Raw genomic sequence first — 23,236 nt, forward strand, 5'->3', positions numbered from 1 at the left:
ACTGGAGTCTAACAATTCTACTGATGAACAGAAATAAAATTGTTGAATATTTGTTGCCCCGGTGTGGCAAGGTCCTGTATCGATGGCCGTTGGTATGAACTTAATCCCCTTTGGCAAAAATACAGAAACTCAGCGTTTGGTGGATGTAGCCGAGGTCGAAAAGGGGGCAAATTGCGCCTGTATCTGTCCGGGCTGCGGTATTCCTTTGATCGCCAGACAAGGAAATAAAAGAGAGTGGCACTTTGCCCATAACAAATCCTACCTGGAAGAGAAAACCGGGGTGTGTAAATACTCGTGGTTTGTTGCGTTAAGAATGATGATCCGACAGATACTAAAGGATGGGCAAGACTTGTTTTTACCGGAATACACTGTTTACCATCCCATACAGCAGAAGCACATCACTATCACCAATAGCCACAAAATAAGTTATGAAAACTGCGGCACTGATGTCACAGTCAAAGGAGAAAACCATAGGTTTGACGCCAGGTTACAGGTTAATGGACATCCTTTGTTGGTGTTTGTGAGTTACAAAGGCCGGGAATATAGGGGGGGCTATCAAGGCGAAGAAGTTGACGGCATCATTGAGCTTGACCTTATGAAATTGCATTTAATCCGGCAAAAGAGCTTCACGGAAGCAAGCTGCGCAACACAACTGTGCAATATGCTGAAATTCCCTCACCCATGTAAGCAATGGCGCTATCACAGGCGAGAAAAGGCCATTAAGGAAAAAATCAAAGTAGATCTTGAAGAGCAGAAAAAGCAGCAAGCCTATGAGCGAGCAAAAAGGAGACGAAATCAACATTCAGAGCACCAACTTTATGTTGCGCCGGAGCGGCACTGGCCACAAACAGTAATCCCCGGGAGTTATGGAAAAGCGGCTTCAGATGCTGTCGCAATTGGGAAGAGCCACCAGCGAGAAGAGCGCGAATGTGATTCTGTACTTGAGGCTCAGGCAGCAATTTCGCCCAAAACCGTCAGTAGTAAGGTTTCCCCCGGACCAATAAAAGATAAACCCTTTTATTGCATCATGTGCAAGTTAGAATACATGGGAACGCAAACTGGCCCCAATCCGTGCCCTAAATGCAACGAGCATTTGTATCGCAGAGAGTTGAAAAGCTAGAGCGCGTTAATCTTTTGGTGCTCATTTCTTCAACCGTGCAACAGTTGCACATCATCTTAAACGCCAGAGCTTCTATAGTTTCTTTACAGGTTATAGTGCCGGGTCGCAACAGTGTAAATCTGCTGCTAAGATAACCGGTCAAAAAGTGGCATGGCAGTCTCTTACAAGCAGTGCTTCAGAGCAAGGAGATGTAGGAAAGGAGCAGATAAACGCCAGTAAACTGACTGTCCTGATTGACGTATCTGCAGATGAGCATCTGTCTGCATTCATTATTGAAGCACTCGAAAGTAACCCAAGCTTGCAGCAAACCCTTGTCACTTTGCGCCAGGCACAGCTCGCAATAAATACTGTAGAAGCCCAGGACAACCTCAATGTGGACGCCAGTATTAGCGGGTCAAAAACGAAGCAAACAGGTAATACTTTTTCAAACTCGCTGTCTGTTAGCTGGGAGCTGGATTTATGGCAAAGAATAGCCGATGGGGTAACTGCGGCTAATCTGGATGCCGCCAGGTACCTGCACACAGGGGAATATTTTGGGTTTGTCGGACAAACCATTGCCGGTTTAAGCAGGTTACAAGCCAAATTACCGTCACATGCCTTGAAAGTGTACATTCTGATACATCCACCTACATAAACACCACAGATCCGAAAGCCGTCCCGCCGCACAATACCGCATGTTTGCACAACAGGAGAAACAATGTGAAACCAGTTAAATTATTACTACGCAACACTTTGAAGGCATTTCCCGTCTCCGCTCTTATGCTTCTGACCGCTTGCGGTGGCAGCGACGGAGCAGATCCGGTGGTAGTGCTCCCCCCCCTCAAACGATGCAACCAGACATTGCCTCCGAGTATCAAGGTGTATGGTATGCGCCCGGATATGGATTTTCTCTGGAAATAACCGATAACCAGGTGGATATTTTAAGAAGCACTACGGATTACTGCTTTGCGGTTGATCAGTTTGAAGACGTTGACACCACCAGCCTGAACAGACAACTGAAACTGGAAGCCGATCAGCAGCATATAGTCTGGTTCGGAGGTATGGGAACACCAACCTTTGGCGCGCCGGGAGTGCGTTTTGAAAAGCGTAGCGAACTACCAGCCAGTTGCATGACAGAGCGCTACAGCATTGACTCGGAAATTTCCAGTTATGAAGAGCTTTTTGCCATATACAGCCAGATTATGGAAGAGTACTACCTTGATTTTGAACGAACCAATGTTGACTGGCAGCAGCTCAGCTACGATTTGTCAGTGATGCTGAACAATGACAGTACCATTGGCGATTTCTTAGGTGCGGTTAACTACAGCTTTGAGATGTTGCAGGACGCTCACAACACCCTGACCACACCTGATGGCGATGTTTTACAGGTACTGGCACGCCCAACCTTAATACATAAGCTGATCGAAAACTTTGCTATTGAAAATGGGCTTTCTTTCCCTATTCCTGATGAGCTGATCACTCAGCAATTAATTGCACAGCTAAACCTGTACCTGACAGAACAGAGCGAACACCTTGAAAGCATGGTTGCAAGCTATGCCACTTCACCGATAAAACAAGCGGCAAATGGCCAGGTTACCTGGTTTAAAATTAACAACATTGGTTACCTGAATGTGGCCTCAATGATCAACTACAGTACAGCTTCAAGTACAGCTGACGATCTGACACAGGTCACCAGTGCGTTGGAAAATATCAATGCCATCTTGGACGAGGTATTTGCTGATCTGGCTGATACACAGGGCCTCATTCTGGATATACGGAACAATGGCGGTGGTGCAGATTATATTTCACTGGCTATCGCCAGTCGCTTTGCGCCATCGGCAACACATGTATACAGCAAACAAGCTCGCGATGGTGAGTCAAAAACGCCTTTGATTGATGTGACATTGCAGCCCTCAGATCGCACTCGCTACCTGAACCCAGTGACACTGCTTATCAGTCACGATACTGCCTCAGCAGCAGAAACCTTTAGCGTTTCGATGGCACAATTTGATCAGGTTAGTATTGTTGGCGAAGTGACTCAAGGGGTACTGTCTGACGTACAGGAATGGCCGTTGCCTGGTGGTTTCTTGCTGGGTCACTCCAATGAGTTTTACTACACGCCTCAGGGTGAATGGCTGGAAGGTACGGGGATTATTCCTGACATCCAGGTCAACTTTTATGATAAGGCACTCTGGCAGGCGGGCGTAGACAAAGGCATTGAAACCGCCTACGAACTAATGCACTAAAGCAGACCACTCAAAATTCAGGGAGCACTTTTGCTCCCTGAATAACATCTCTGGCCCTATCACACATAACAAAGTAGAGTTTCAGCAAAAACAATCTGAAGTGTTCCCACATCTGTTTGGCTCTGTATCGGTAACCCTGAGAGCAAAAGCTTTATTGATTCAGTGTTGCTGATGTATTGCCGTTCTTTGTTCCGCCAGCAAAGGCAGGGTAACAACAAACCGCGCACCGCATAGTGTCTTACCCGATTCAATGTGGATTGTTCCACCATAGTGACGAATAACCCTGGAGCTGAATGCCAGACCAATGCCAAAGCCGTTAGTTTCTTTGTTTTGCAGACGTATAAAAGGCTGCAAAACATCAGCGCGCTTTTCCTCGGGGATACCTGGCCCATCATCCTCGACAATGACAAATACCGTATGAGCATGGACTTCCATAACAACATTAACCGCTGAAACAGCGAACTTCCCGGCATTTTGAATAATATTTTCCAGCGCCAGAGTTAAGTAATGTTCATCTGCAGAAACAAAAGCAGCTTCCAGGAAAGGCTGTAAAGTTAAGTCAGGGGCAAAGGTTTTATTCTCAGCCATATGTTTAAGCACAGTAAAAACCTCCACCTGACGAATATCAGAATGACTCAAGGCATGCTCTAAGCGGGTATAGCGAAGCATCTGTTCAACTAGCTGCTCCATGGAATCAAGGTTTCCGTTGATTTTATCTGAGAATTTTTCACGTAGCGCCTCATCATCACAGCCCACCAGGGTATCTAATCCCATGCGGATCCTGGCAAGTGGTGTGCGTAGCTCATGAGATAAGCCACCGCTGAGCAATTTAATATCTTGCATCAGCGTCTGTATCTGCGCGGCCATGGCATTAAACTCTTCTTCGATGTCCTTCAGATAAACCCCAGGTCCGACCTGAACCCGAATAGAAAAATCTCCATCACCAACATGTTTTGCCGCCATTCGTAGACGCATAAGACGCCGTACAAATGGCATAAACCAAAACATCAATATGGTCGCGAATCCGAGGTAGAAGGATATGGTCAACACTAACTCCAACCCCGAGCCACTGCTGGGCGCTTTGGCAAGGTTGAGACGCACAAGATTTTGCTCATCTGCCAATGCAATATATAAACTGTAGCCGGAAGACGTTTCCAGAAGCAGGGAGCGATGTGTATTTAACTGAGCGAGCAGCGGCTCTGGTAAAGGGGCTTCATTGAGGGCCATGACTGCGCTGCTCAATTCACTTTTTTCTGACAAGGTAGATAAAAACGGTGCCACAGAGCCATGTTGCTCGGCTGCAAGAATAACAGGAACCAGTTGCTGTGCCTGTTGTTCAATGAGAGATGTCTGATGCTCTGTCTGTATATTTTTATAAACTTCATCGAATGCCCAGCTTAAGCCAAAAAGCAGTCCAACGAGCAAGCCAACGGAAGCGAGACTAAAGCGGGAAATTACCATGTATCTTTTGCAAGTTGATATCCCTTACCCCAAACGGTTTTTATGCGAAATGGCTGGTTGCCTTCATCGCCCAGCTTTTTGCGTAACCTTGATATCGTCAAATCAATAGACCGATCAAAGCCATCAAACTCAAACCCTCTGAGTGCCTGTGTAAGTGAATCGCGGGAAACAGGTTGTCCAGCCTGACTGGCCAGGCACCACAAGGTATCGAATTCTTTGCTGGATAAGTTAACCTCACGGCCAGCTAGCGTCACACGCCGGTCAGCAAGGCTGACCATCAGCCCACCAATGCTGATACTCTGCTCATCCGGTTTGTCGGTGCTATCTACTTTGATATTTCGCCTTAACAGGGCTTTAATTCGGGTTTCCAACAACCGTCCGCGAACAGGCTTTGTTAAGTAATCATCGGCGCCCATTTCCAAGCCAAGGATTTCATCCATTTCATCATCTCTGGCAGTGAGCATTAAAATAGGTATATTCAAGGTCAGACGTATTTCTCGGCACACATCAAGGCCATCCATGCCCGGTAACATACCGTCCAGAACAACAAGTTCATAGGCTCCAGACTTAATTTGTGAAACGGCATCCAGACCATTATGACATTGTGTGACAAGGTAGCCACGCTGGACCAGATATTCAGCGATCCAGTCCGCAAGCTCCTTGTCATCTTCTACCAGTAATATGTGTGCAGACATAGTTAAAACAATCGCCACCTAGCTGCTTTGCGGTTAGTTTTGCGGTAAACCCAAGCATATTCCAATGTTTCTGATGCCACCATTTGACCCAGACGCTTAAGGCTGATTTTCATCGGGCTGACAATAGCAATCTCCTGTTGCACTTTACCCGATCTGGCATCTGTCCAACACTGTCTTTTTTCATCGCCGAAATACAGACAGAGGTTTTCTACCTGATTCGCCTGCCAGTTTACAACGATATCGACAAAACACTGTTGTCCCTGTTCCATAGCCACACATTGATCAGGATCGATCTGAATCTCAATGGAGCCTGCTTCTTGAGCGACAGTTTGCTTCATGTATGCCATCAATGCGAATAAAATAAAGACTGTTTTTTTCATGGCAGTCCCCTTAAAACACATAGCTCAGGCTGATACCGAATTGCGTCTCGGAATCAGTTCTATTGTTGTCTGCGGCTAAAACCGCCCGGGAAACAGGGCTGTCAGTTATGCTGTCAGCCAGTTGGGTATAGCGACCATAAACATCCAGTACCAGCTTATTACTCAATGGATAGGCAGCGCCAATCTGAGTTGAAGTGTTGAAACCACCGCCAGCACTGTACGCAGGCATATTCCATTCTTCAGGAAGCTCTTCTGTACCATAATAGAAATTAAGGATGTTACCATCGCGGTACTGAGCCCCTAATGAAGCATATACCTGCATATTTTTAATAAACCAGCTTTTTGATATCCATAACGATGCATAGGCCCCACCATCATAGTCATCTTGCAGTATCAATGGCGCTGCGATTGCCTGAACTTCTAATCCTGCAATTTCGCCCGTTGCTCTTACACCAATATATGCTGAGCCGATTTTCTCAAATCCGGCGTCATCCATAATAAACTCAAGATCACCATGAGCCAAAGAGGCTATGACATCAAACTCCCAATTGGGGGTACTGTGAAAGTGATATCCGGCAGCAATACTCGGATTAAATTTGTTTGCCCGGCCAGGAACCTCAATAAAAAAGCCATTGCTCCAATAATAAGCCCCATTGACGATCAGCTGCGCATTGGCTTCTTCTGGTTGATATAGCCCATGGTTATACTCAAGCCCGAGTCCTACTGAGAGGTAACCCTTACTCTCCTCTGCATCGCCTGGTAAAGACCAGAGCAGCACCAAAAGTAACAATAACCAATATAAAAATTTAGAATTCATCAAAAGATCTCCGTGTCAGTAAATGATGAATCGAAGGATAAAGAAGAAGCACCAGAGGCGCTGTATACGATCATACCAGAATGTATCAAAATATAGCGTCTCGACGAATCAGATATCGGTTGAACAATTGAGACCATAACAAACTTCATCCTCACCACCGAGGGATAACAGTTGAACACCAGGCTGCAGACGCTTCAAATTTACATAGGGTTCACAATTGCTGAAGTTGCATAAAAACCACAATATTATATGGCATGTGGTAAAACATCAGTCTACTGATTCAATAACGGCAGCACCTGCTAAAAAGTTATCTTACAGGGGTTTTTAAACGAAATGTACCAAATAGCCTGGAGTGAGAAATATGCAGCCAACAATGAAGAAGATGTTGAATTGCCGGGGATGGCCTATGAAGCGAGTAGCTTTCCACTTTTCATATGAAGCATACTAGCCCAGATTGGAAAAGAGATTTAACGGAGGTCAAAAAACAACAAAACCCGCTAAAAAGCAGGTTTGAAGTATGGTACCAGAGGCCAGAGTACGATTGTCCGGAACAATCATCAACATGCGTAGCATGGCCCGAAGGGTGAAATACAGGATGTATTTCATACCTGAACCGGCACAGTATTGCTATCGGCGGGATTTGAAAGGTTCGTGTTTGTTTTAATTTAATTAAATCAATGATTTATAACTACGAAAAGGTACTTTGCAAATTCAGCTCTCTAACATTCTTATTCTTTCCAAAAGACAGATAAGCTTTTGTCTAAATATCGTTCAAAATAATTTTGTTGTATGGTGCTGTATGCAGTACCATACGATAATGGAAACATCTAAAGTCGTGTTAGATACTAATGTCATATTTTCTGGATTGTACTCTTCTAAAGGTGCGTCTTTTCAAATACTGAACCTGCTGCATCAGCGAAGAGTTTCGGCGGTACTGTCGGTTACATTATTATTTGAATATGAAGATGTGCTCAGAAGAAACGCTGAGATGCTTTATCTTAATGATGAACACATTGATATTATTCTGGATAATCTCTGTATGCTTTGTAGTCACCAAAAAGTCCATTTTTTATGGCGACCGTATCTTAAAGACCCCAAAGATGATCATGTGCTTGAGCTGGCAGTTGCTGCTGAGGCTGCGTTTATAATTACTCACAACATCAAGGATTTTAAGCAAGTAGATAAATTCAATATTGAAGCTCTAACTCCCAAAATGTTTCTGGAGAAGATTTGATGCCTGCAAGAAATTTAAGACTACCCAATTCCATCGACTCTCACTTGAAAGAGATTGCAGCTATGGAAGGCGTGTCGATCAACCAACTCATTACCACTGCTGTTTCAGAAAAAGTATCTGCTTTAATGACAAAAGATTATTTAAAGAAACGAGCTGAAAATGCTCGGTCTGAACAGTTCGCTGAAATTCTGCGTAATGTGCCAGAAAGAGCGCCTTTGGAAGGGGATGAAATGTAGAGCTCCTTGCTCTATGAGCACAAAAAACCGACTTACGTCGGTTTAGTCTCTCTTTAAGAGATGGTACCAGAGGCCGGACTTGAACCGGCACAGTATTGCTACCGGCGGATTTTGAATCCGCTGCGTCTACCAATTTCGCCACTCTGGCACATTATATTGTGTTTTGGTTCCTTAGTTACCTGTTAGTTAGGCAATGTCTACCAATTTTCTTCTGACCTAAGCTGGTCAGGAGGCGAGAATTATATTCAGTGAGAGTTTTCATGCAAGTGTTTTATTGCGCTTTTGGGTCAGTATGATGAAATATTGCTCGGTTTTGGGATTGTTGATTGAAAACTTGTTGTATAGAGGTTTGATAATTGTCTTCGCGGGGTCTTACGAAGAGCAACTGCAGATATTCTGGTACGCTAAATCGGTAATCAATTGAATGACATCAGCGGTGCTATCAATTAGTAGAGATATGGGAATCATCTGTGTTTTGAATTGACTATCTGGCCAAAAAAATTTCATTAACTATACTTCTTTACATCAGGATTATAGGGAAGTGCATTGCTGTGATAAAAGCTGTAGTGAATATCAGATTAACGCTGGCCCTGTTAATTTCCTTCTTCAATTTCACCTTTAGTGTTTCGGTTGGCGCTGAAAAATCAAATGTTGATGCCCTCTACATCCCTTTGGCTGATCATTACGCGGTTTTAGTGGTGTATGAGCGTTACCGTGACCAGATGCAATACGCCGACTTCTCCATTGAACAAATGACCAATTGAGATTTGTTGCAGGCAAAATTTCAGCAAGGGCAGGCGGATATGGCGCTGATGATGGCACCATTGGCTATGGATATGTATCAAAAACATCGGGGCTTCAAATGGATTGGCCTTGCCCACCGCGATGGAAATGGTTTGGCCGTCAGCCATCAAATCGCCAATGAACTGAATTTTTCAGCGCAACGTTCGAATCGCAAACCCAGCAAAGAGCTGGCGGATGTTATCAGGCGTATTAGAGCTGAAGAATCACAACTGTTAGTCGGTGTTCCTCATGTGAAATCCATTCACTCATTAATTTTGTTTCAGTTCCTTCGGGAACATGGGATTTCTATGAGCCTGTCTCCGAATATCCCGGCGGAAGTGTTAGTTATACCTGTTGCGCCGTCCAAATACCGGCTTTTGTGTTAGGTAAAAATAACCGTTCAAAGCCTGCTGCAATTGAGCAATCACTGCCCTGGATAGATATTGTTGAGACTGACAATTATGGCTGGCTAAGCTGGTATTCGAAAGATGTTCTTCCCAGTGAAAAGGGCCATGTGGAATGTTTCGTATTGGCCACTGATGCCGCGTTGGCGACCAAGCCGCAGGCCATCGACGAAGTATTCCGTTTTATCAAAATTGCCGGGCAGGATATCGAAAATGCAAGAAATGCGGGTGGAGAAGAGCTTGAAGCGATAGTGAACATCGTTCAGAAGCATATCCCCGGGCATAGTCGAAAAGCGATTTTAGCCAGTCTATCCACGGAACTACAGGTCATAAATTATCAGCATCTTGATATTGATAAGCTGGGCTTACAAAAAATAATGGAACTTGCCATTGAAGCCGGTGTGTTACAGCAAGCAATTAATATTTCCGAATTTGCTCATGGGGAGCAATGATATGGGGCGTAAGGATAGTATTGGGCGCGAAAGCATAAAAACAGTTTTACTAAGGTGGTTTTTGCTGCTTGGACTCTTGCCTATGTTGTTGGCTTTTACCTGGAGCTATTTTAACACGCGGGCGGGGTTGCGGGAGGTTATTCAGTCGGGGCTGTTAAAACAAATAGAAAGCCAGGCGACTTTTATCGATAACTGGTTCTATTATCGAACGGTGGAAGCTGAACTGCTTGGGGACAGTCCGGTTACTGTGCAGCTCTTAAAATCGTTGAGTTCTTTGTTTAAAAGCTCGGGTTTGCCCTTATCTGAAGTGGTGAAAACTTACGACTGGCGAAAAACCTTGCTGACCCATCGCAACTACTATGACAAGCAATGGATTGAGTTCGATTATGTGTATGACATGTTTATTATCGATAAGGAAGGCCACGTACTGTTTTCTGTTGCCGGAGAAATGGCTCCCGGAGCAAATCTCAGTCATCAAGAGTACCAGCAAACTAAATTAGCTCTGGTATATCAAAACGCACTTGCTAGCGGAAAAACACTATTCTCAGAACTTGAGTTACATCAATTACCTGGCAGACACATCTATGGCTATGTGGCCACCCCCATTATTGATGAATCAGGACGAAAAGTGGGCGTGTTCGCGGCAAAAATTAAACTGCATCGCATAGAGGGGTTACTTAAAGAAACCAGTGGCCACGAGGGAGAGAACTATATCGTCAATACTCAGAACCAGTTCCAGATCCACTCAATGGACTCATTTTTATTTGAATATAATCATTTTGAGTTACTTTCTGATAGCGAGCTTCTGACAGAGGTAGACGGGATCAAAGTTTATGAAACGGTATCAGGGACTGGCGAACCGGTAATATCGGTGCATCGTAATATCAGTGTTAATAATCTGGAATGGGTATTGATTAACGAAAAGAACACAGAGGTTGCGTTCGCCTCGCTCGCTAATATAGTCATAGCGCAGTTGTTGTTTATTGTGCTGACGTCTATCGCGATATTTTTCTTTGCCAGACGACAAGTGAAAAAAATCAGTCAACCCATTGTGCAAATGACCGAAGCATTCAATAAACCCATAGAAGAATTACAAGAAACAGATTTTGACGTTGAAGCCAGATACGAACTAATAGAGCTGGTGGCCGCGTTGCGGGATATTTGGGGCAAAAGTCGGGCCTACCGAATTGATTTACAAAGGAATATTCAGTTGTTGGATGCGATAGTCAATAATCTTGGTGCGGCACTCATCATGATAGATGCCAAAGGCTCTATTCAGGGCTTTACCCCCACAGCCGAGGATGTATTCGGCTATTCTGAGCAAGAAATGTTGGGGCAAAATGTCGAAGTCCTTATGCCAGATGAAATAGCTGTGAAACACGATGATATTATCAGCAATTACCGACCAGGAAAAGAGAGCATTGTTATAGGGCAGAGCTTAACCTTGCAAGGAAAACGCAAAACCGGTGAGTCATTCGACCTGGACATCATAGTAACAGCGGTTGAACAAGGTGATAGCCGTATGTTTATAGGATTGATTACCGATGTTACTGAGCGTGTTAAATCACAAAAAGCACTGGAGGAGGCGCTGGCCAAAGCCGATGCCGCTAATAAAGCCAAAAGTGAGTTTCTCGCCAATATGAGCCATGAAATTCGCACCCCCATGAACGCCATCTACGGTACTTTGCAGCTTCTGGATAAATCCAGAATGCTCCCGGAAAAGCTGGTTAAATTAGTGGAGAAAGCCCGGTATTTCAGTCAATCGTTGTTGACCATTATCAATGACATCCTGGATTTTTCTAAAATCGAAGCAGGGATGTTGGAATTGGAACAATCTGCCTTCGATGTGCTTAAAATGGTGCAAATGGTTGTTTCTGATCTAACACCGGTAGCTCAGGAAAAAGGTCTCATATTAAAAGTAGAAGTCGCTAAAGAGTGCCCGCAATTCTGGCTGGGAGATCTGGTCAGAGTTAAACAAATTCTGCTTAATTTAACCACAAATGCGGTTAAGTTCACTAAACAAGGCGGTGTCAACGTTACTATTTCTGACCGTCATAAATCTGCTGCTGGTTTGTATTTGCTTATTGAGGATACCGGTATTGGCATGGACCAGCAGACCAGCGATAAACTGTTTGAACGCTTTGAACAAGCTGATAATTCCACAACCCGAAAATATGGTGGTACAGGCCTGGGAATGAGCATTACTCAAAGTCTGGTTTCTATGATGGATGGCACTATTGAGGTGGCAAGTGAGCCGGGCAAGGGCAGTTGTTTTACGGTATTTCTGCCGTTGCAACAGAGTCACGAAGCGGAGCCTGAAAAAGACAACCCATCGGCGGCTAAAGCTCCGGACATGTCGGATATTAAAATTTTGTTGGCTGAAGATAACGACATCAATCAAATGGTATTTGAATCCATGATGCAGGCCACCAAAGCCGAATTAGTGATGGCAGGCAATGGTGAAATCGCTGTTTCAGCTTGTCAGGAAAGTTTACCTGACCTGATTTTTATGGATATTCAGATGCCGGTGATGGACGGCGTTTATGCCTGCCTTAAGATTAAAGAGATAGCTCCAAAACTGCCAATTATCGCCTTAACTGCGAATGTGCTGGATGAAAATATCCGAAAGTACAAGGAAACCGGGTTTGATGACATTATTGGAAAACCTATTGAAATCAGCGAACTATATCGCTTTTTAGAAGACTGGATGAACCGCAGGCAGTGATTTAGTTTAAACCCTGACCTGGTTAAAAGATTCATTTCTCACTTAGCTCAGAATGTAAAAACCACAGAAAAACCATTGGGATACTGGTAGACTTTGCGCAAATTGACCGGAGAATTGTTTGTGCCAAAAGAGGTTGTGCAGGCGGGGTTTCCTCGCGCGGGATTTTTGCGCCGTTTAGCGGCCATGGTTTACGATATCTTAGTCGCCGTTGCGGTAGGTATGGTTGCTGCCATGGTAATGACGGTTACGCTGATCTTGTTGTTTGAAAATGGCGTGCTGGATAAACAAGGCTATGAGCATGTCAGCGACATTATTCAGCAATCTGTACTGTACAAAAGTATTGTTCAGGGCTGGGTATTTCTCTGGGTAACTGGATTTTTTGTCTGGTTCTGGCGCAACGGTGGACAAACCATTGGTATGCGAGCCTGGCGTATGCGCTTGTTTAGTACCAATGACAAGCCCCTGGGCTATGGCCGCGCCTTTATGCGCATGGTGTATTCTTTAGGTGGATTGGGCACCTTGCTGGTATTACTGGATTTCAAAAACAAGCAGTCCTTGCAAGACCGACTGGCAAACACCGAAATGCGCGTACTCACCAAAGAAGCCAATGATCACAAGCAGTGGTAAGCTTCAGCGTCGATATTCTGCCTACCCTAAACATCTTTACTCAATCAGCATGATTTAAATTATTGATTAAAATCTCTGAAACTAATCGTTTATGCTCCGGTCTATGGGAATTGTGCAGTAACTTTAGACACGGAGAACCCGATGACTTTTTTGGAAAGCCTGACCATCAGGAAGCGATTGGCTTATGGATTTGGCGTAATTTTATTATTGATGATTGTACTCACCGTTATGGGTATCCAGAAGGTCAATTTCATCGATCATACTTTGGCTGACATTACCGATGTGAACTCGGTGAAACAACGCTTTGCGATTAACTATCGGGGCAGCGTTCATGATCGCGCTATTGCCATAAGAGACGTTGCGCTGGCTCGTTCTCAAAATGAAGTCAGAGCAATAGAAGCAGATATTATCAGGCTACAGGCCTTTTATGCTGAATCAGAGCAAAGCATGCAAGCGATGATGGACAGGGGAGTAACCTTTACCTCCGCAGAGCAGCGCATCCTGTCGGATATCCGTAAAAAGCAACAACAAACACTGCCGATTGTACAGGAAGTGTTGGATAGAAAACGTCGCGGTGAAACCCTGAATGATGAAATCCTGGATCATGCCCGTCCGGCTTTTACGGGGTGGTTGGCCAGTATCAACGAATTTATCGATTATCAGGAAGCCGCTAATCAGCAAGCCACACCGAAAGCCAGAGATGTGGCTGGTAATTTCGAATATCTGATGTTTTGGTTGACTCTGGGGGCGGTGATAATTAGCGTTGTTGTTGGTGTTTTAATTGAAAAAAGCTTGCGCCGCTCGCTTGGCGGAGAGCCATACCGGGCAGCAGGCGTATTGACCGAAATTGCTCAGGGGAATTTGGCTGAAGAAGTCACAACTGTTTATCCGCAAAGCATGTTGGGGTCTATTCAAAAAATGCGCCTAACCCTTTCTGGCATTGTTGCCAATATTGTTTCAGCGGCAGCAGAGCTCACCAATCAGGCTGGGCAGCTGGCTATCGGCTCTGGAGAAATTTACAACGCTGCTCAATCTCAGGCAACCCTGACCCAGCAAACCCACAACCGTCTGGATGCGTTACAACAGGTAACGTTGAAAGTCACTGATATTGCCGCGCGAACAGAAGAAAACTCTTCGCAAACTGTAAACTACGCCAATCAGGGGCGAACAGCCATTGCGGAGTCTTTTGCGGCTATGGAATCTGTGTCTAAAACGGTAAATGAAACAGTGACGCAAATTCGACAGCTTGAGGAACGCACCAAACAGATTGGTGGCATAACCAGTGTAATTAGTGGTATCTCTGAACAAACCAATTTACTTGCGCTGAATGCTGCCATAGAGGCTGCCAGAGCCGGTGAATCTGGACGGGGCTTTGCTGTAGTAGCGGACGAAGTTAGAAATTTGGCAAAACGCACCGGTGAAGCAACAGCAGAAATCGAAGTCATGCTGGGGCAGGTACAGGAAGAAACAGCCGCATCGGTGGCCGCAATGGAAAAAACGCAACCTCAGGTGGAAAGCGGAACAACCCTGATCCAGGAAGCCGCTCAGTTGTTATTGCAAATTAACGAGCAGGCCAGTGATTCTCTGGACAGAGTGAAAGATGTAGTGGCAATGACTGCTGAGCAAAAATTAGCCATCAATGAGGCCTCTGAGGCTATGCGGGAGATCTCCCGTATGTCGGATAATGCGATCGTGGCATTGGAGCAAAACCGCATGGCAACACAGGCATTGAATGGATTGTCCACCGAACTAAAAGGTAATGTCGCCTTTTTTAAATTGTCACGGGGGGAATCTGCACGGGCGCAGCAGTGATGGAATCAACTGCGCCGCTATTGCCTTTTCAGCAACTGCATCGCCACAAAAGCAAATACCACACTGGGCAGCAATGCGCCTAAAAATGGGGGCACCTGGTAAACAATACTTAGCGGCCCAAATACCTCGTTGCTGATGAAAAAACCAAAGCCCGTCAGCACACCCATAATGATTCTGGCACCCATAGTCACACTGCGCAGCGGTCCAAACACGAACGATAGTGCCATCAACAACATCACGCCCACCGAGACCGGTTGCAATACCTTGCGCCAGAAGGCCAGGTCATAACGGGATGCGTCCTGACTATTGTTGTCCAGATACTGAATATAATCCCGCAGTCCGGAAATAGACAAGGCTTCGGGTTTGACCGTCACCACGCCCAATTTGTCGGGGGTTAATGTGGACTCCCATTGCACTTCATAAAATGACGAGGTAGTCACCCGGCCATTGAGTTTAGTGCGTCTGACTCGCTCCAGGCGCCAGGCCTGTTGAGTAAAATGAGCTTCTTTAGCCACCGTGATTTCGGTGAGCTTGCGCTGCTCGTTAAACACGTAAATGGTGATATCGCGCAAGGTATCTTTGTCGACAACTTCGCCAATACTGACAAACTTGTCGCCATCTTTTGCCCAGGTGAGTCGGTCGGTGGCAAACAGGCTACCACCAGATATGGCCTGGGCACGAATTTCTTTGGCTTTGGCTTCAGCATTAGGTGCCACCCATTCACCCAGCGCCATCACGAATAGTACCATCACCAGTGCTGATTTCATGGCGGACATGATGATATTCCAGCGACTTAGTCCGGCGGCCTGCATCACGGTTAACTCGCTGCTGCTGGCTAACATGCCCATGCCGGTTAAGCCGCCAATCAGGGTTGCCATGGGGAAAAACTGTTCTATTTCCCGAGGCATAGATAGCAGCACGTAGATACCAGCAACGGTGAGATCGTAATTTCCGGTGCCCACTTTTTTTAACTGTTCGATAAAGCTGATCAGGGTGCTCAAACCCACCAGTACCGACAGGCTTAAAAAGGTGGTGCCTAACAGGGTGCGGGCCAGGTACCAATCGATAATCTTAAACATGGCGTAACCCCCGGAAGCGGGCGCGTACTTTTACCCCGAAGGTGCGACCTTTTAAAATCAACATCATACCGACAAGCAGCATCACCAGGTGCACCCACCAGAGCCCCAATGTGGTTGGGATCTTGCCATCTTCCAGCACTTCCCGACCCATCATCAGCAACAGAAAATAACCCAGATAGAGCAGGATTGCCGGGAATAACTTACCAAAGCGCCCCTGACGTGGGTCTACTGAGCTTAGAGGGACGGCGATGATCACTAAAAACGGGATCGACAGCGGAATGGCGATGCGCCACTGAAATTCGGCAATGGCCGCCAGGCTTTCTTCTTCCATTAAGGCTTCTGTGGGGAAGGCACTGAGTTTGCGTCGTTTTTGAACCGCCTGCTCTTCGCCCAATGCGATCTGTACCTGATACTCTTCAAACTCAACTACCCGATAGTCGCGCAGTCCCAATTTACCTTCGTACTGATTGCCAGAGGTCAGGATCAGCTTTTGTGAGCCATCCGGACTTTCAGAAATATAACCACCTTCAGAATGCACTATGTGCACCAGTTCGCCGGCTTTTTCCGGATCGTGCTGGGCCACGAACACATTCTTAAGCTTATTGTCGCTGTCGATCTCTTGTACAAACAGCACCGCTTTTTTATTGGCGGTTTCTTCAAAGCGACCGGGTAATAAGGCGGACAAGCCGGATTCGGCAGAGAGCTGTTCTTCCAGCTGATATTCGATTTCAGTGGCCAGTGGTGCCAGCCATAAAGTCAGGGAAGCACTGAGTAGTGACATGATGACAGCGAGCACCAACATCACTCGCGCTACATACCATTCACTAATACCACAGGCTCGCATCACGGCCATTTCACTGTCTACGTGCAGGCGACCATGGGCCAGCATAATGCCAAGGAAAACACTTAACGGCAGGATCAGGGCGGCCAACACCGGCATCTTCAATGCCAGAAAATTCAATACCAGTCCGGCTGGGATATCACCATTAGAGGCCTCGGCCAGCACCCGGACAAATTTTTGAGTAACAAAGATCGCCATTAAAACCAGAAAAACGGCGAGTTGGGATTTGAAGGTTTCCTTCAACAGATATCTGAATATGAGCACGATTTATCCGGTCGAAAAGATGTATTTTTACTGGCAAGCACAGGAATTTTAAGTAAACTAAGTATTTTTATAAGTTTAAAAAATAAAAACTGCACCCTGCCTGAATAAAAAAGCCAACCTTATTATTATGAACGTTGAATCAGGGGCTTGTAAACCTGCCATGTTCGACAACGTAAGACTTTTTTTGTTCAGTCGTAAGTAACGCCAGTTCGAAATAGCATTATTTCGGACATTTTGTTGCTGGTTTGAGAGAGGAATAATGATGGAATTTCACGTAAAAAGCGGTAGCCCGGAAAAACAACGTAGCGCCTGTATTGTGGTGGGCGTTTTCGAACCTCGCCGTTTGACTGCTGTGGCCGAACAATTAGATGTGATCAGCGAGGGTTACATCAGTAATTTGCTGCGTCGCGGAGATTTGGAAGGCAAGCCCGGTCAAATGCTGTTGCTGCATCATGTTCCCAATGTCTTAAGCGAGCGCATTTTGCTGGTGGGTTGTGGTAAAGAGCGAGAGCTGGACGAGCGTCAGTACAAGCAAATCATCGCCAAAACCATTTCTACGCTGAACGAAACCGGCTCTATGGAAGCAGTATGTTTCTTAACTGAACTGCATGTTAAAGGTCGCGATACTTACTGGAAAGTGCGTCAGGCGGTTGAAAGTACCAATGATGCCTTGTACCGCTTCACGCAAATGAAGTCCAAAAAAGACGAAGCACGTCGTCCACTGCGTAAAATCGTATTTAATGTACCAACCCGTCGCGAGTTACCTGTGGGTGAGCGCGCTGTGGAGCACGGTCTGGCGATCTCCAAAGGTATGAATACCTGTAAAGATGTGGCCAACATGCCGCCCAATATCTGTAATCCTGAATACCTGTATCAACAAGCTGTAGAGCTGGAAAAGCAATACCAGAACGTCAGCATTGAGCGGGTAGGTGAAAAGGAAATGGAAAACCTGGGCATGAACTCCTACCTGGCGGTGGGTAGAGGCTCCCACAATGAGTCAGTGATGACCATCATCAACTATCGCGGTGGCGCTGCCAGTCACGATCCAATCGTGTTGGTGGGTAAAGGCCTGACCTTTGATTCCGGTGGTATTTCTCTAAAACCAGGCGAAGGCATGGATGAAATGAAATACGACATGGGCGGCGCGGCCGGTGTTCTTGGTGCAATGCATGCTATTTTAGAACTGCAACCATCAGTCAATGTCATCGGTATTTTGGCGGGTTGTGAAAACATGCCAGACGCTAATGCTTATCGTCCAGGCGATATACTGACTACTATGTCGGGTCAAACCGTTGAAGTACTCAACACCGACGCTGAAGGTCGCCTGGTATTGTGTGATGCCCTTACCTATGTGGAGCGTTTCGATCCAGATACGGTAATTGATGTGGCCACCTTAACCGGCGCCTGTGTGATTGCCTTAGGTAAACACGCCACCGGCTTAATGAGTAGTCATAACCCTCTGGCGCACGAATTGATCAATGCCTCAGAGCAAAGTGGTGATCGCGCCTGGCGTCTGCCTTTGTGGGATGATTATCAGGAGCAGATCGAGAGTCCGTTTGCGGATATGGCCAATATCGGTGGTCGTCCGGCAGGGACTATCACTGCCGCCTGCTTCTTATCGCGCTTCACCAAAAAATATCACTGGGCCCACTTAGATGTGGCGGGTACGGCCTGGAACAGTGGTAAAAATAAAGGCTCAACCGGACGTCCGGTGCCGATGCTGACCCAGTTTGTGATGAATCGGGCCGGTATTGAGATGGAAGATTAAGCGCGGCTATGCCAGGCGTTATCTTTTATCTGCTGTCTGAGCACCATGAAAGCCTCCAACATGACCCGCTGGAGGCTTTTGCCTGTCAGGTAGCGGCCCATTATTACCGACAAAAACAAAAGCTGTTTATTTACTGTCAGGATAAAGCGCAAGCCGAAAAAATGGACGAACTGCTGTGGCAATTGCCCGCAGATGCTTTTGTGCCCCATAATTTACCGGGTGAAGGCCCGGAAAACGGCACCCCGGTGGAAATAAACTGGCAAAAACCAGCCCGGATGAATCGTCAGGTATGCATTAATTTGCAGACCACAATGCCTGAATTCGCCGGACAATTCCGCACAGTCATCGACTTTGTGCCCTTTGACGATGCCAGAAAGCAACTGGCTCGCGAACGCTATAAACATTACCGCGCGGCGGGGTTTGCTTTGGATACCCGGCCCGCAGAAAAATTGAATGAGACCCCGAATGGATAAAACTTTCAACCCACAAAATATTGAAACCCAGCTGTATCAGGAATGGGAAGAAAAAGGCTATTTTAAGCCCTCCGGAAAAGGAGAAGCCTATTCCATCATGATCCCGCCACCCAATGTGACTGGTAGTCTGCACATGGGCCACGCCTTCCAGGATACCATCATGGATACCCTGATCCGCTACAAGCGCATGGATGGCAATAACACCTTGTGGCAGGTAGGAACCGACCACGCCGGTATCGCTACACAGATGGTGGTAGAACGCAAACTGGCTAACGAAGAAGGCAAGACTCGCCACGAATTAGGTCGTGATGAATTTATCAAGCGCATCTGGGACTGGAAAGCGGAATCCGGTGGCACCATCACCAAGCAGTTACGTCGCTTGGGCGCTTCTGTGGATTGGGATCGCGAGCGCTTTACCATGGACGATGGTTTGTCCGAAGCCGTAAAAGAGGTATTTGTGCGCCTGTATCAGGATGATCTGATCTATCGCGGCAAACGCCTGGTAAACTGGGATCCGAAATTACACACCGCTATTTCCGATCTGGAAGTAGAGAACAAAGACAAAAAAGGCAACATGTGGCACCTGCGTTATCCGCTGGCGGATGGCGTTACCACCAAAGACGGCAAAGATTATCTGGTGGTGGCGACGACACGTCCTGAGACCATGCTGGGTGATACGGGTGTGGCCGTTAACCCGGATGATGAACGTTACCAGGATTTAATTGGCAAAGAGGTTATTCTGCCGCTGGTTAATCGCCGTATTCCGATTGTTGCTGATGAACACGCCGATATGGAAAAGGGCACTGGTTGTGTGAAGATCACGCCAGCCCACGATTTTAACGATAACGAAGTGGGTAAACGCCATCAGTTGCCCATGATCAACATCTTCAGCAAAGATGCCGCTATTCTGGCCAACGGTGAAGCCTATACTTTTGATGGAAAAGAGCTGAGTCTGGATGCGCCAATTCCGGCAGAACTGCATAACCTGGATCGCTTTGAAGCCCGCAAAGCTATAGTGGCCAGTTTTGAAGCCGCCGGTTTGTTAGAAAGCATCGAAGATAACGCCATGACAGTGCCTTACGGTGACCGCTCAGGTGTGGTGATTGAACCTCTGTTAACCGATCAATGGTATGTGCGCGTTGCGCCGTTGGCTGAGCCTGCCAAAAAAGCCGTAGAAGACGGTGAAATCCAGTTCGTACCTAAGCAATACGAAAACATGTATTTTTCCTGGATGAACGACATTCAGGATTGGTGTATTTCCCGCCAGTTGTGGTGGGGACACCGCATCCCGGCCTGGTATGATGCTGAGGGTAACGTTTATGTTGGTCGCGACGAAGCGGAAGTACGTCGCGAATACAATCTGGCAGATGATGTCACGCTGTCTCAGGACGAAGACGTACTGGATACCTGGTTCTCTTCCGCGCTGTGGACCTTCTCTACCCTGGGCTGGCCGGAAAATACCGAAGACATGCAGGTGTTTCATCCCAGTAATACCCTGGTAACCGGTTTTGATATTATTTTCTTCTGGGTAGCCCGCATGATCATGATGACCATGCACTTTATCAAAGATGAAAATGGCAAGTCTCAGGTGCCCTTTAAAACGGTTTACGTCACCGGACTGATACGCGATGAACACGGCGATAAAATGTCTAAGTCGAAGGGTAATGTTTTAGATCCTATCGACATGATCGACGGTATCGACCTGGAAACGCTGGTGCAAAAACGCACCGGAAATCTGATGCAGCCACAACTGGCGCAAAAGATTGAAAAGAATACCCGAAAAACCTTCCCGGGCGGCATCGAAGCCCACGGAACCGACGCTCTGCGTTTCACTCTGGCGGCAATGGCGTCCACCGGACGGGACATTAACTGGGATATGAATCGCCTGGAAGGCTACCGCAACTTCTGTAATAAACTGTGGAATGCCAGCCGTTACGTGCTGATGAATACCGAAGAGCACGATTGTGGTGCCAATGGTGGTGATATGCAGTTCTCGCTGGCGGATCGCTGGATTCAGGGACAACTGCACAAAACCATCAAGCAGGTTCGACAGCATCTGGATGCCTACCGTTTCGATTTAGCCGCCAATACCCTGTATGAATTTACCTGGAATCAGTTCTGCGACTGGTATCTGGAACTGACCAAACCGGTATTGTTCAAAGGCAACGAAGCACAGCAGCGCGCGACCCGTAAAACTCTGGTCAGCACTCTGGAAACCTTATTGCGTTTGATGCACCCGCTGATGCCGTACATCACTGAAACCATCTGGCGCAATGTGGCACCGCTGGCCAACATTGACGGCGACAGCATCATGCTGCAAAGCTATCCCGCGTTTGATGAAAACATGGTGAATCAGCAAGCCATTGATGACCTGGAATGGCTTAAGCAGTTTGTTGTCGGTATTCGCAACATTCGCGGTGAAATGGATATTTCTCCCAGCAAGCCGTTATCGGTATTGGTGAAAAACGCCAGTGGCGAACATCAGCGTCGCATGGACGAAAACCTGACCTTCCTGCAAGCAATGGCGAAACTGGAAGAAATTACGGTATTAGCCGCAGGTGAAAAAGGGCCGGCGTCTTCGACGGCGTTGGTAGGTGACATGGAAATTCTGGTGCCTATGGCGGGTCTGATTGATAAGGATGCTGAACTGGCCCGTATTGCCAAAGCGCTGGATAAAGCTGAAAAAGACTTTGCCCGCACACAAGGTAAGTTGTCCAACGAGAAGTTCGTCAGCAACGCACCAGAAGCGGTTATCAATAAAGAACGGGAAAAACTGGAAGAGTTCCGTTTAGCCATGGAAAAACTGAAAGAGCAAAAGGCGACGATCGAGTCGCTATAATTCGCTATAATTCAGTTAAATGGATTGAAAACGCCAGCAACATGCTGGCGTTTTGCTTTACAAGAATTATTAGCCAGCCTGCTTGAAATCTGCGCGATAACGGCGACTAAAGGGCAGCTCCCGGCCACAAGCAAGTTGTAACGTGGCATCGCCGCTTTCCTGCGGTTGGATAGATTGGATCTGATTGTAGTTCACCATAAAAGAACGATGTATCCGCAGAAATTGCTGCTCATCCAGTTGCGCTTGTAAGGATTTCATGGTGCCGCGATAGGGGTAGGCTCGGCCAGCTACATGCAGGTTAACGTAATTTCCGCAAGCTTCCAGCCATTCAATATCCTGAATCTTAACCAGGAACTCCTTACCCAGTTTTTTCACCAGTAAGTGTTGCTTGCTGGGGGCCTGATTGCTATCCGACATATCATCCTCCGAGGTGTCAGGAACCGAGGCTTCCCCCTGAATTCGAAACAATACCAGACGATATAAATACAGGATCCCTAGCAGGTAGAAATAGGTGCGAAAATCCTTGGCATATTCATATAAAAACTCATGGCCCCAATGACCAAAGGAATATTCACCGCCCATCCACCAATATCCGATTTCTCGAATTGCCACCATACCCACAACATGCAATGCAGCAAAGGGCAGGGTAAATAACACGTGTAGTGGCAGGCCACGCTTTAATGAAGCGATACTAAGGGGAACGCGATTATCAAACCAGAGTAAAAGTGGCACTAAAAAGCCAAACATCAGGGTACTGGAGCTTTCCCACAGCACTGGCTCCCAGGTGTGCACATTGGCTGATTCGTTGTCTATTAACGCCACATAAATATTGGACGCCATTTGCCAGACGATGAACAGGGTCCAGAGCAAGACCTCATATTGGGTTTTGTATTTCAGGTAATATTGAATATTCATGACGCTCAATAATGCAGCTGACCCATGTTCAGTTGTATTGTTTTTATCCCAGCATACCACCGTTAGTCACTGACGGGGAACGATTT

The 23,236-nt window shown here is 46.5% G+C and carries 21 protein-coding genes and 1 tRNA gene; 14 read left to right on the top strand and 8 right to left on the bottom strand.

Features of this window, described 5'->3' with window-relative positions; all coding sequences use genetic code 11:
• The first annotated feature begins 94 nt into the window (after positions 1-94).
• The 3 genes from ACXAD8_RS17655 to ACXAD8_RS17665 all read left to right on the top strand — a co-directional run bounded on the left by ACXAD8_RS17655 (position 95) and on the right by ACXAD8_RS17665 (position 3,345).
• Entirely contained in the window at positions 95-1,120 is a 1,026-nt protein-coding gene (locus tag ACXAD8_RS17655; protein ID WP_475231298.1) for a competence protein CoiA family protein, read from the top strand.
• Between the two features lie 145 nt (positions 1,121-1,265).
• The gene (locus ACXAD8_RS17660) at positions 1,266-1,754 is read left to right on the top strand and encodes a TolC family protein (protein WP_475231299.1); all 489 of its coding nucleotides are present in this window, start codon (positions 1,266-1,268) and stop codon (positions 1,752-1,754) included.
• A gap of 193 nt (positions 1,755-1,947) precedes the next feature.
• Positions 1,948-3,345, top strand: coding sequence for a S41 family peptidase (locus ACXAD8_RS17665; protein ID WP_475231300.1), 1,398 nt, complete (start codon positions 1,948-1,950; stop codon positions 3,343-3,345).
• 159 nt (positions 3,346-3,504) lie between these two features.
• On the opposite strand, the gene ACXAD8_RS17670 is transcribed toward ACXAD8_RS17665, so the two are convergent.
• Genes ACXAD8_RS17670 through ACXAD8_RS17685 form a run of 4 tightly spaced genes read right to left on the bottom strand, consistent with a single transcriptional unit; the run spans position 3,505 to position 6,698 of the window.
• A complete protein-coding gene (locus tag ACXAD8_RS17670) occupies positions 3,505-4,806 on the bottom strand; it encodes an ATP-binding protein (RefSeq protein ID WP_475231301.1) in 1,302 nt (433 codons plus the stop codon).
• On the bottom strand, positions 4,800-5,501 hold the full coding sequence (locus ACXAD8_RS17675) for a response regulator transcription factor (protein ID WP_475231302.1): 702 nt from the start codon (positions 5,499-5,501) through the stop codon (positions 4,800-4,802). The genes ACXAD8_RS17670 and ACXAD8_RS17675 overlap by 7 nt, the downstream gene beginning before the upstream one ends.
• 2 nt (positions 5,502-5,503) lie before the next feature.
• On the bottom strand, positions 5,504-5,881 hold the full coding sequence (locus ACXAD8_RS17680; RefSeq protein ID WP_475231303.1) for a DUF3019 domain-containing protein: 378 nt from the start codon (positions 5,879-5,881) through the stop codon (positions 5,504-5,506).
• A gap of 10 nt (positions 5,882-5,891) precedes the next feature.
• Positions 5,892-6,698 (bottom strand): MipA/OmpV family protein, encoded by an 807-nt coding sequence (locus ACXAD8_RS17685; protein WP_475231304.1) that lies wholly within the window; start codon positions 6,696-6,698, stop codon positions 5,892-5,894.
• Between the two features lie 817 nt (positions 6,699-7,515).
• On the opposite strand from ACXAD8_RS17685, the gene ACXAD8_RS17690 reads away from it, so the two are divergent.
• Complete coding sequence (locus ACXAD8_RS17690; RefSeq protein WP_475231305.1) at positions 7,516-7,932, top strand: putative toxin-antitoxin system toxin component, PIN family; 417 nt, start codon at positions 7,516-7,518, stop codon at positions 7,930-7,932.
• Positions 7,932-8,168 (top strand): toxin-antitoxin system HicB family antitoxin, encoded by a 237-nt coding sequence (locus ACXAD8_RS17695; protein WP_475231306.1) that lies wholly within the window; start codon positions 7,932-7,934, stop codon positions 8,166-8,168. The genes ACXAD8_RS17690 and ACXAD8_RS17695 overlap by 1 nt, the downstream gene beginning before the upstream one ends.
• Before the next feature lie 61 nt (positions 8,169-8,229).
• Here the strand turns inward: ACXAD8_RS17695 and ACXAD8_RS17700 are convergent.
• Positions 8,230-8,316: transfer RNA gene (locus tag ACXAD8_RS17700), tRNA-Leu, on the bottom strand.
• A 403-nt stretch (positions 8,317-8,719) separates the two neighbouring features.
• Between ACXAD8_RS17700 and ACXAD8_RS17705 the strand changes: the two genes are divergently transcribed.
• The 6 genes from ACXAD8_RS17705 (at position 8,720) to ACXAD8_RS17730 (ending at position 14,971) form a co-directional block, all read left to right on the top strand.
• Positions 8,720-8,932 (top strand): hypothetical protein, encoded by a 213-nt coding sequence (locus tag ACXAD8_RS17705; RefSeq protein WP_475231307.1) that lies wholly within the window; start codon positions 8,720-8,722, stop codon positions 8,930-8,932.
• 6 nt (positions 8,933-8,938) lie between these two features.
• A complete protein-coding gene (locus tag ACXAD8_RS17710) occupies positions 8,939-9,337 on the top strand; it encodes an ABC transporter substrate-binding protein (RefSeq protein ID WP_475231308.1) in 399 nt (132 codons plus the stop codon).
• The gene (locus ACXAD8_RS17715) at positions 9,331-9,807 is read left to right on the top strand and encodes a hypothetical protein (RefSeq protein WP_475231309.1); all 477 of its coding nucleotides are present in this window, start codon (positions 9,331-9,333) and stop codon (positions 9,805-9,807) included. The genes ACXAD8_RS17710 and ACXAD8_RS17715 overlap by 7 nt, the downstream gene beginning before the upstream one ends.
• A 1-nt stretch (position 9,808) precedes the next feature.
• The gene (locus tag ACXAD8_RS17720) at positions 9,809-12,532 is read left to right on the top strand and encodes an ATP-binding protein (protein ID WP_475231310.1); all 2,724 of its coding nucleotides are present in this window, start codon (positions 9,809-9,811) and stop codon (positions 12,530-12,532) included.
• Between the two features lie 120 nt (positions 12,533-12,652).
• Positions 12,653-13,159, top strand: coding sequence for an RDD family protein (locus tag ACXAD8_RS17725; RefSeq protein ID WP_475231311.1), 507 nt, complete (start codon positions 12,653-12,655; stop codon positions 13,157-13,159).
• A gap of 141 nt (positions 13,160-13,300) precedes the next feature.
• The gene (locus ACXAD8_RS17730; RefSeq protein WP_475231312.1) at positions 13,301-14,971 is read left to right on the top strand and encodes a methyl-accepting chemotaxis protein; all 1,671 of its coding nucleotides are present in this window, start codon (positions 13,301-13,303) and stop codon (positions 14,969-14,971) included.
• Positions 14,972-14,988: 17 nt separating this feature from the next.
• Here the strand turns inward: ACXAD8_RS17730 and lptG are convergent, their stop codons facing one another.
• Both lptG and lptF read right to left on the bottom strand, forming a co-directional pair.
• Entirely contained in the window at positions 14,989-16,050 is a 1,062-nt protein-coding gene (lptG, locus tag ACXAD8_RS17735) for an LPS export ABC transporter permease LptG (RefSeq protein ID WP_475231313.1), read from the bottom strand.
• Complete coding sequence (lptF, locus tag ACXAD8_RS17740; protein ID WP_229530058.1) at positions 16,043-17,155, bottom strand: LPS export ABC transporter permease LptF; 1,113 nt, start codon at positions 17,153-17,155, stop codon at positions 16,043-16,045. Before lptF ends, lptG begins: the two co-directional genes overlap by 8 nt.
• Positions 17,156-17,417: 262 nt before the next feature.
• Between lptF and pepA the strand changes: the two genes are divergently transcribed.
• The 3 genes from pepA to ACXAD8_RS17755 are packed head-to-tail and all read left to right on the top strand — an operon-like array spanning position 17,418 to position 22,235.
• Entirely contained in the window at positions 17,418-18,923 is a 1,506-nt protein-coding gene (gene pepA, locus ACXAD8_RS17745) for a leucyl aminopeptidase (protein ID WP_229530059.1), read from the top strand.
• Between the two features lie 8 nt (positions 18,924-18,931).
• Positions 18,932-19,396, top strand: a complete 465-nt coding sequence (locus ACXAD8_RS17750; RefSeq protein WP_475231314.1) for a DNA polymerase III subunit chi — start codon at positions 18,932-18,934, stop codon at positions 19,394-19,396.
• On the top strand, positions 19,389-22,235 hold the full coding sequence (locus ACXAD8_RS17755) for a valine--tRNA ligase (protein ID WP_475231315.1): 2,847 nt from the start codon (positions 19,389-19,391) through the stop codon (positions 22,233-22,235). The genes ACXAD8_RS17750 and ACXAD8_RS17755 overlap by 8 nt, the downstream gene beginning before the upstream one ends.
• A 69-nt stretch (positions 22,236-22,304) precedes the next feature.
• On the opposite strand, the gene ACXAD8_RS17760 is transcribed toward ACXAD8_RS17755, so the two are convergent.
• Positions 22,305-23,150, bottom strand: coding sequence for a LytR/AlgR family response regulator transcription factor (locus ACXAD8_RS17760; protein ID WP_475231316.1), 846 nt, complete (start codon positions 23,148-23,150; stop codon positions 22,305-22,307).
• Between the last annotated feature and the right edge of the window lie 86 nt (positions 23,151-23,236).

The sequence above is a fragment of the Planctobacterium sp. AWH2_060 genome, assembly GCF_056158425.1.

Bases quoted from the DNA above. Each gene is read 5' to 3' on its own strand.
- ACXAD8_RS17655 (WP_475231298.1), top strand. From the start codon at position 95: ATGAACTTAATCCCCTTTGGCAAAAATACAGAAACTCAGCGTTTGGTG.
- ACXAD8_RS17665 (WP_475231300.1), top strand. From the start codon at position 1,948: ATGCAACCAGACATTGCCTCCGAGTATCAAGGTGTATGGTATGCGCCC.
- ACXAD8_RS17670 (WP_475231301.1), bottom strand. From the start codon at position 4,806: ATGGTAATTTCCCGCTTTAGTCTCGCTTCCGTTGGCTTGCTCGTTGGA.
- ACXAD8_RS17675 (WP_475231302.1), bottom strand. From the start codon at position 5,501: ATGTCTGCACACATATTACTGGTAGAAGATGACAAGGAGCTTGCGGAC.
- ACXAD8_RS17680 (WP_475231303.1), bottom strand. From the start codon at position 5,881: ATGAAAAAAACAGTCTTTATTTTATTCGCATTGATGGCATACATGAAG.
- ACXAD8_RS17685 (WP_475231304.1), bottom strand. From the start codon at position 6,698: ATGAATTCTAAATTTTTATATTGGTTATTGTTACTTTTGGTGCTGCTC.
- ACXAD8_RS17690 (WP_475231305.1), top strand. From the start codon at position 7,516: ATGGAAACATCTAAAGTCGTGTTAGATACTAATGTCATATTTTCTGGA.
- ACXAD8_RS17695 (WP_475231306.1), top strand. From the start codon at position 7,932: ATGCCTGCAAGAAATTTAAGACTACCCAATTCCATCGACTCTCACTTG.
- ACXAD8_RS17720 (WP_475231310.1), top strand. From the start codon at position 9,809: ATGGGGCGTAAGGATAGTATTGGGCGCGAAAGCATAAAAACAGTTTTA.
- ACXAD8_RS17730 (WP_475231312.1), top strand. From the start codon at position 13,301: ATGACTTTTTTGGAAAGCCTGACCATCAGGAAGCGATTGGCTTATGGA.
- lptG (WP_475231313.1), bottom strand. From the start codon at position 16,050: ATGTTTAAGATTATCGATTGGTACCTGGCCCGCACCCTGTTAGGCACC.
- pepA (WP_229530059.1), top strand. From the start codon at position 17,418: ATGGAATTTCACGTAAAAAGCGGTAGCCCGGAAAAACAACGTAGCGCC.
- ACXAD8_RS17750 (WP_475231314.1), top strand. From the start codon at position 18,932: ATGCCAGGCGTTATCTTTTATCTGCTGTCTGAGCACCATGAAAGCCTC.
- ACXAD8_RS17755 (WP_475231315.1), top strand. From the start codon at position 19,389: ATGGATAAAACTTTCAACCCACAAAATATTGAAACCCAGCTGTATCAG.
- ACXAD8_RS17760 (WP_475231316.1), bottom strand. From the start codon at position 23,150: ATGAATATTCAATATTACCTGAAATACAAAACCCAATATGAGGTCTTG.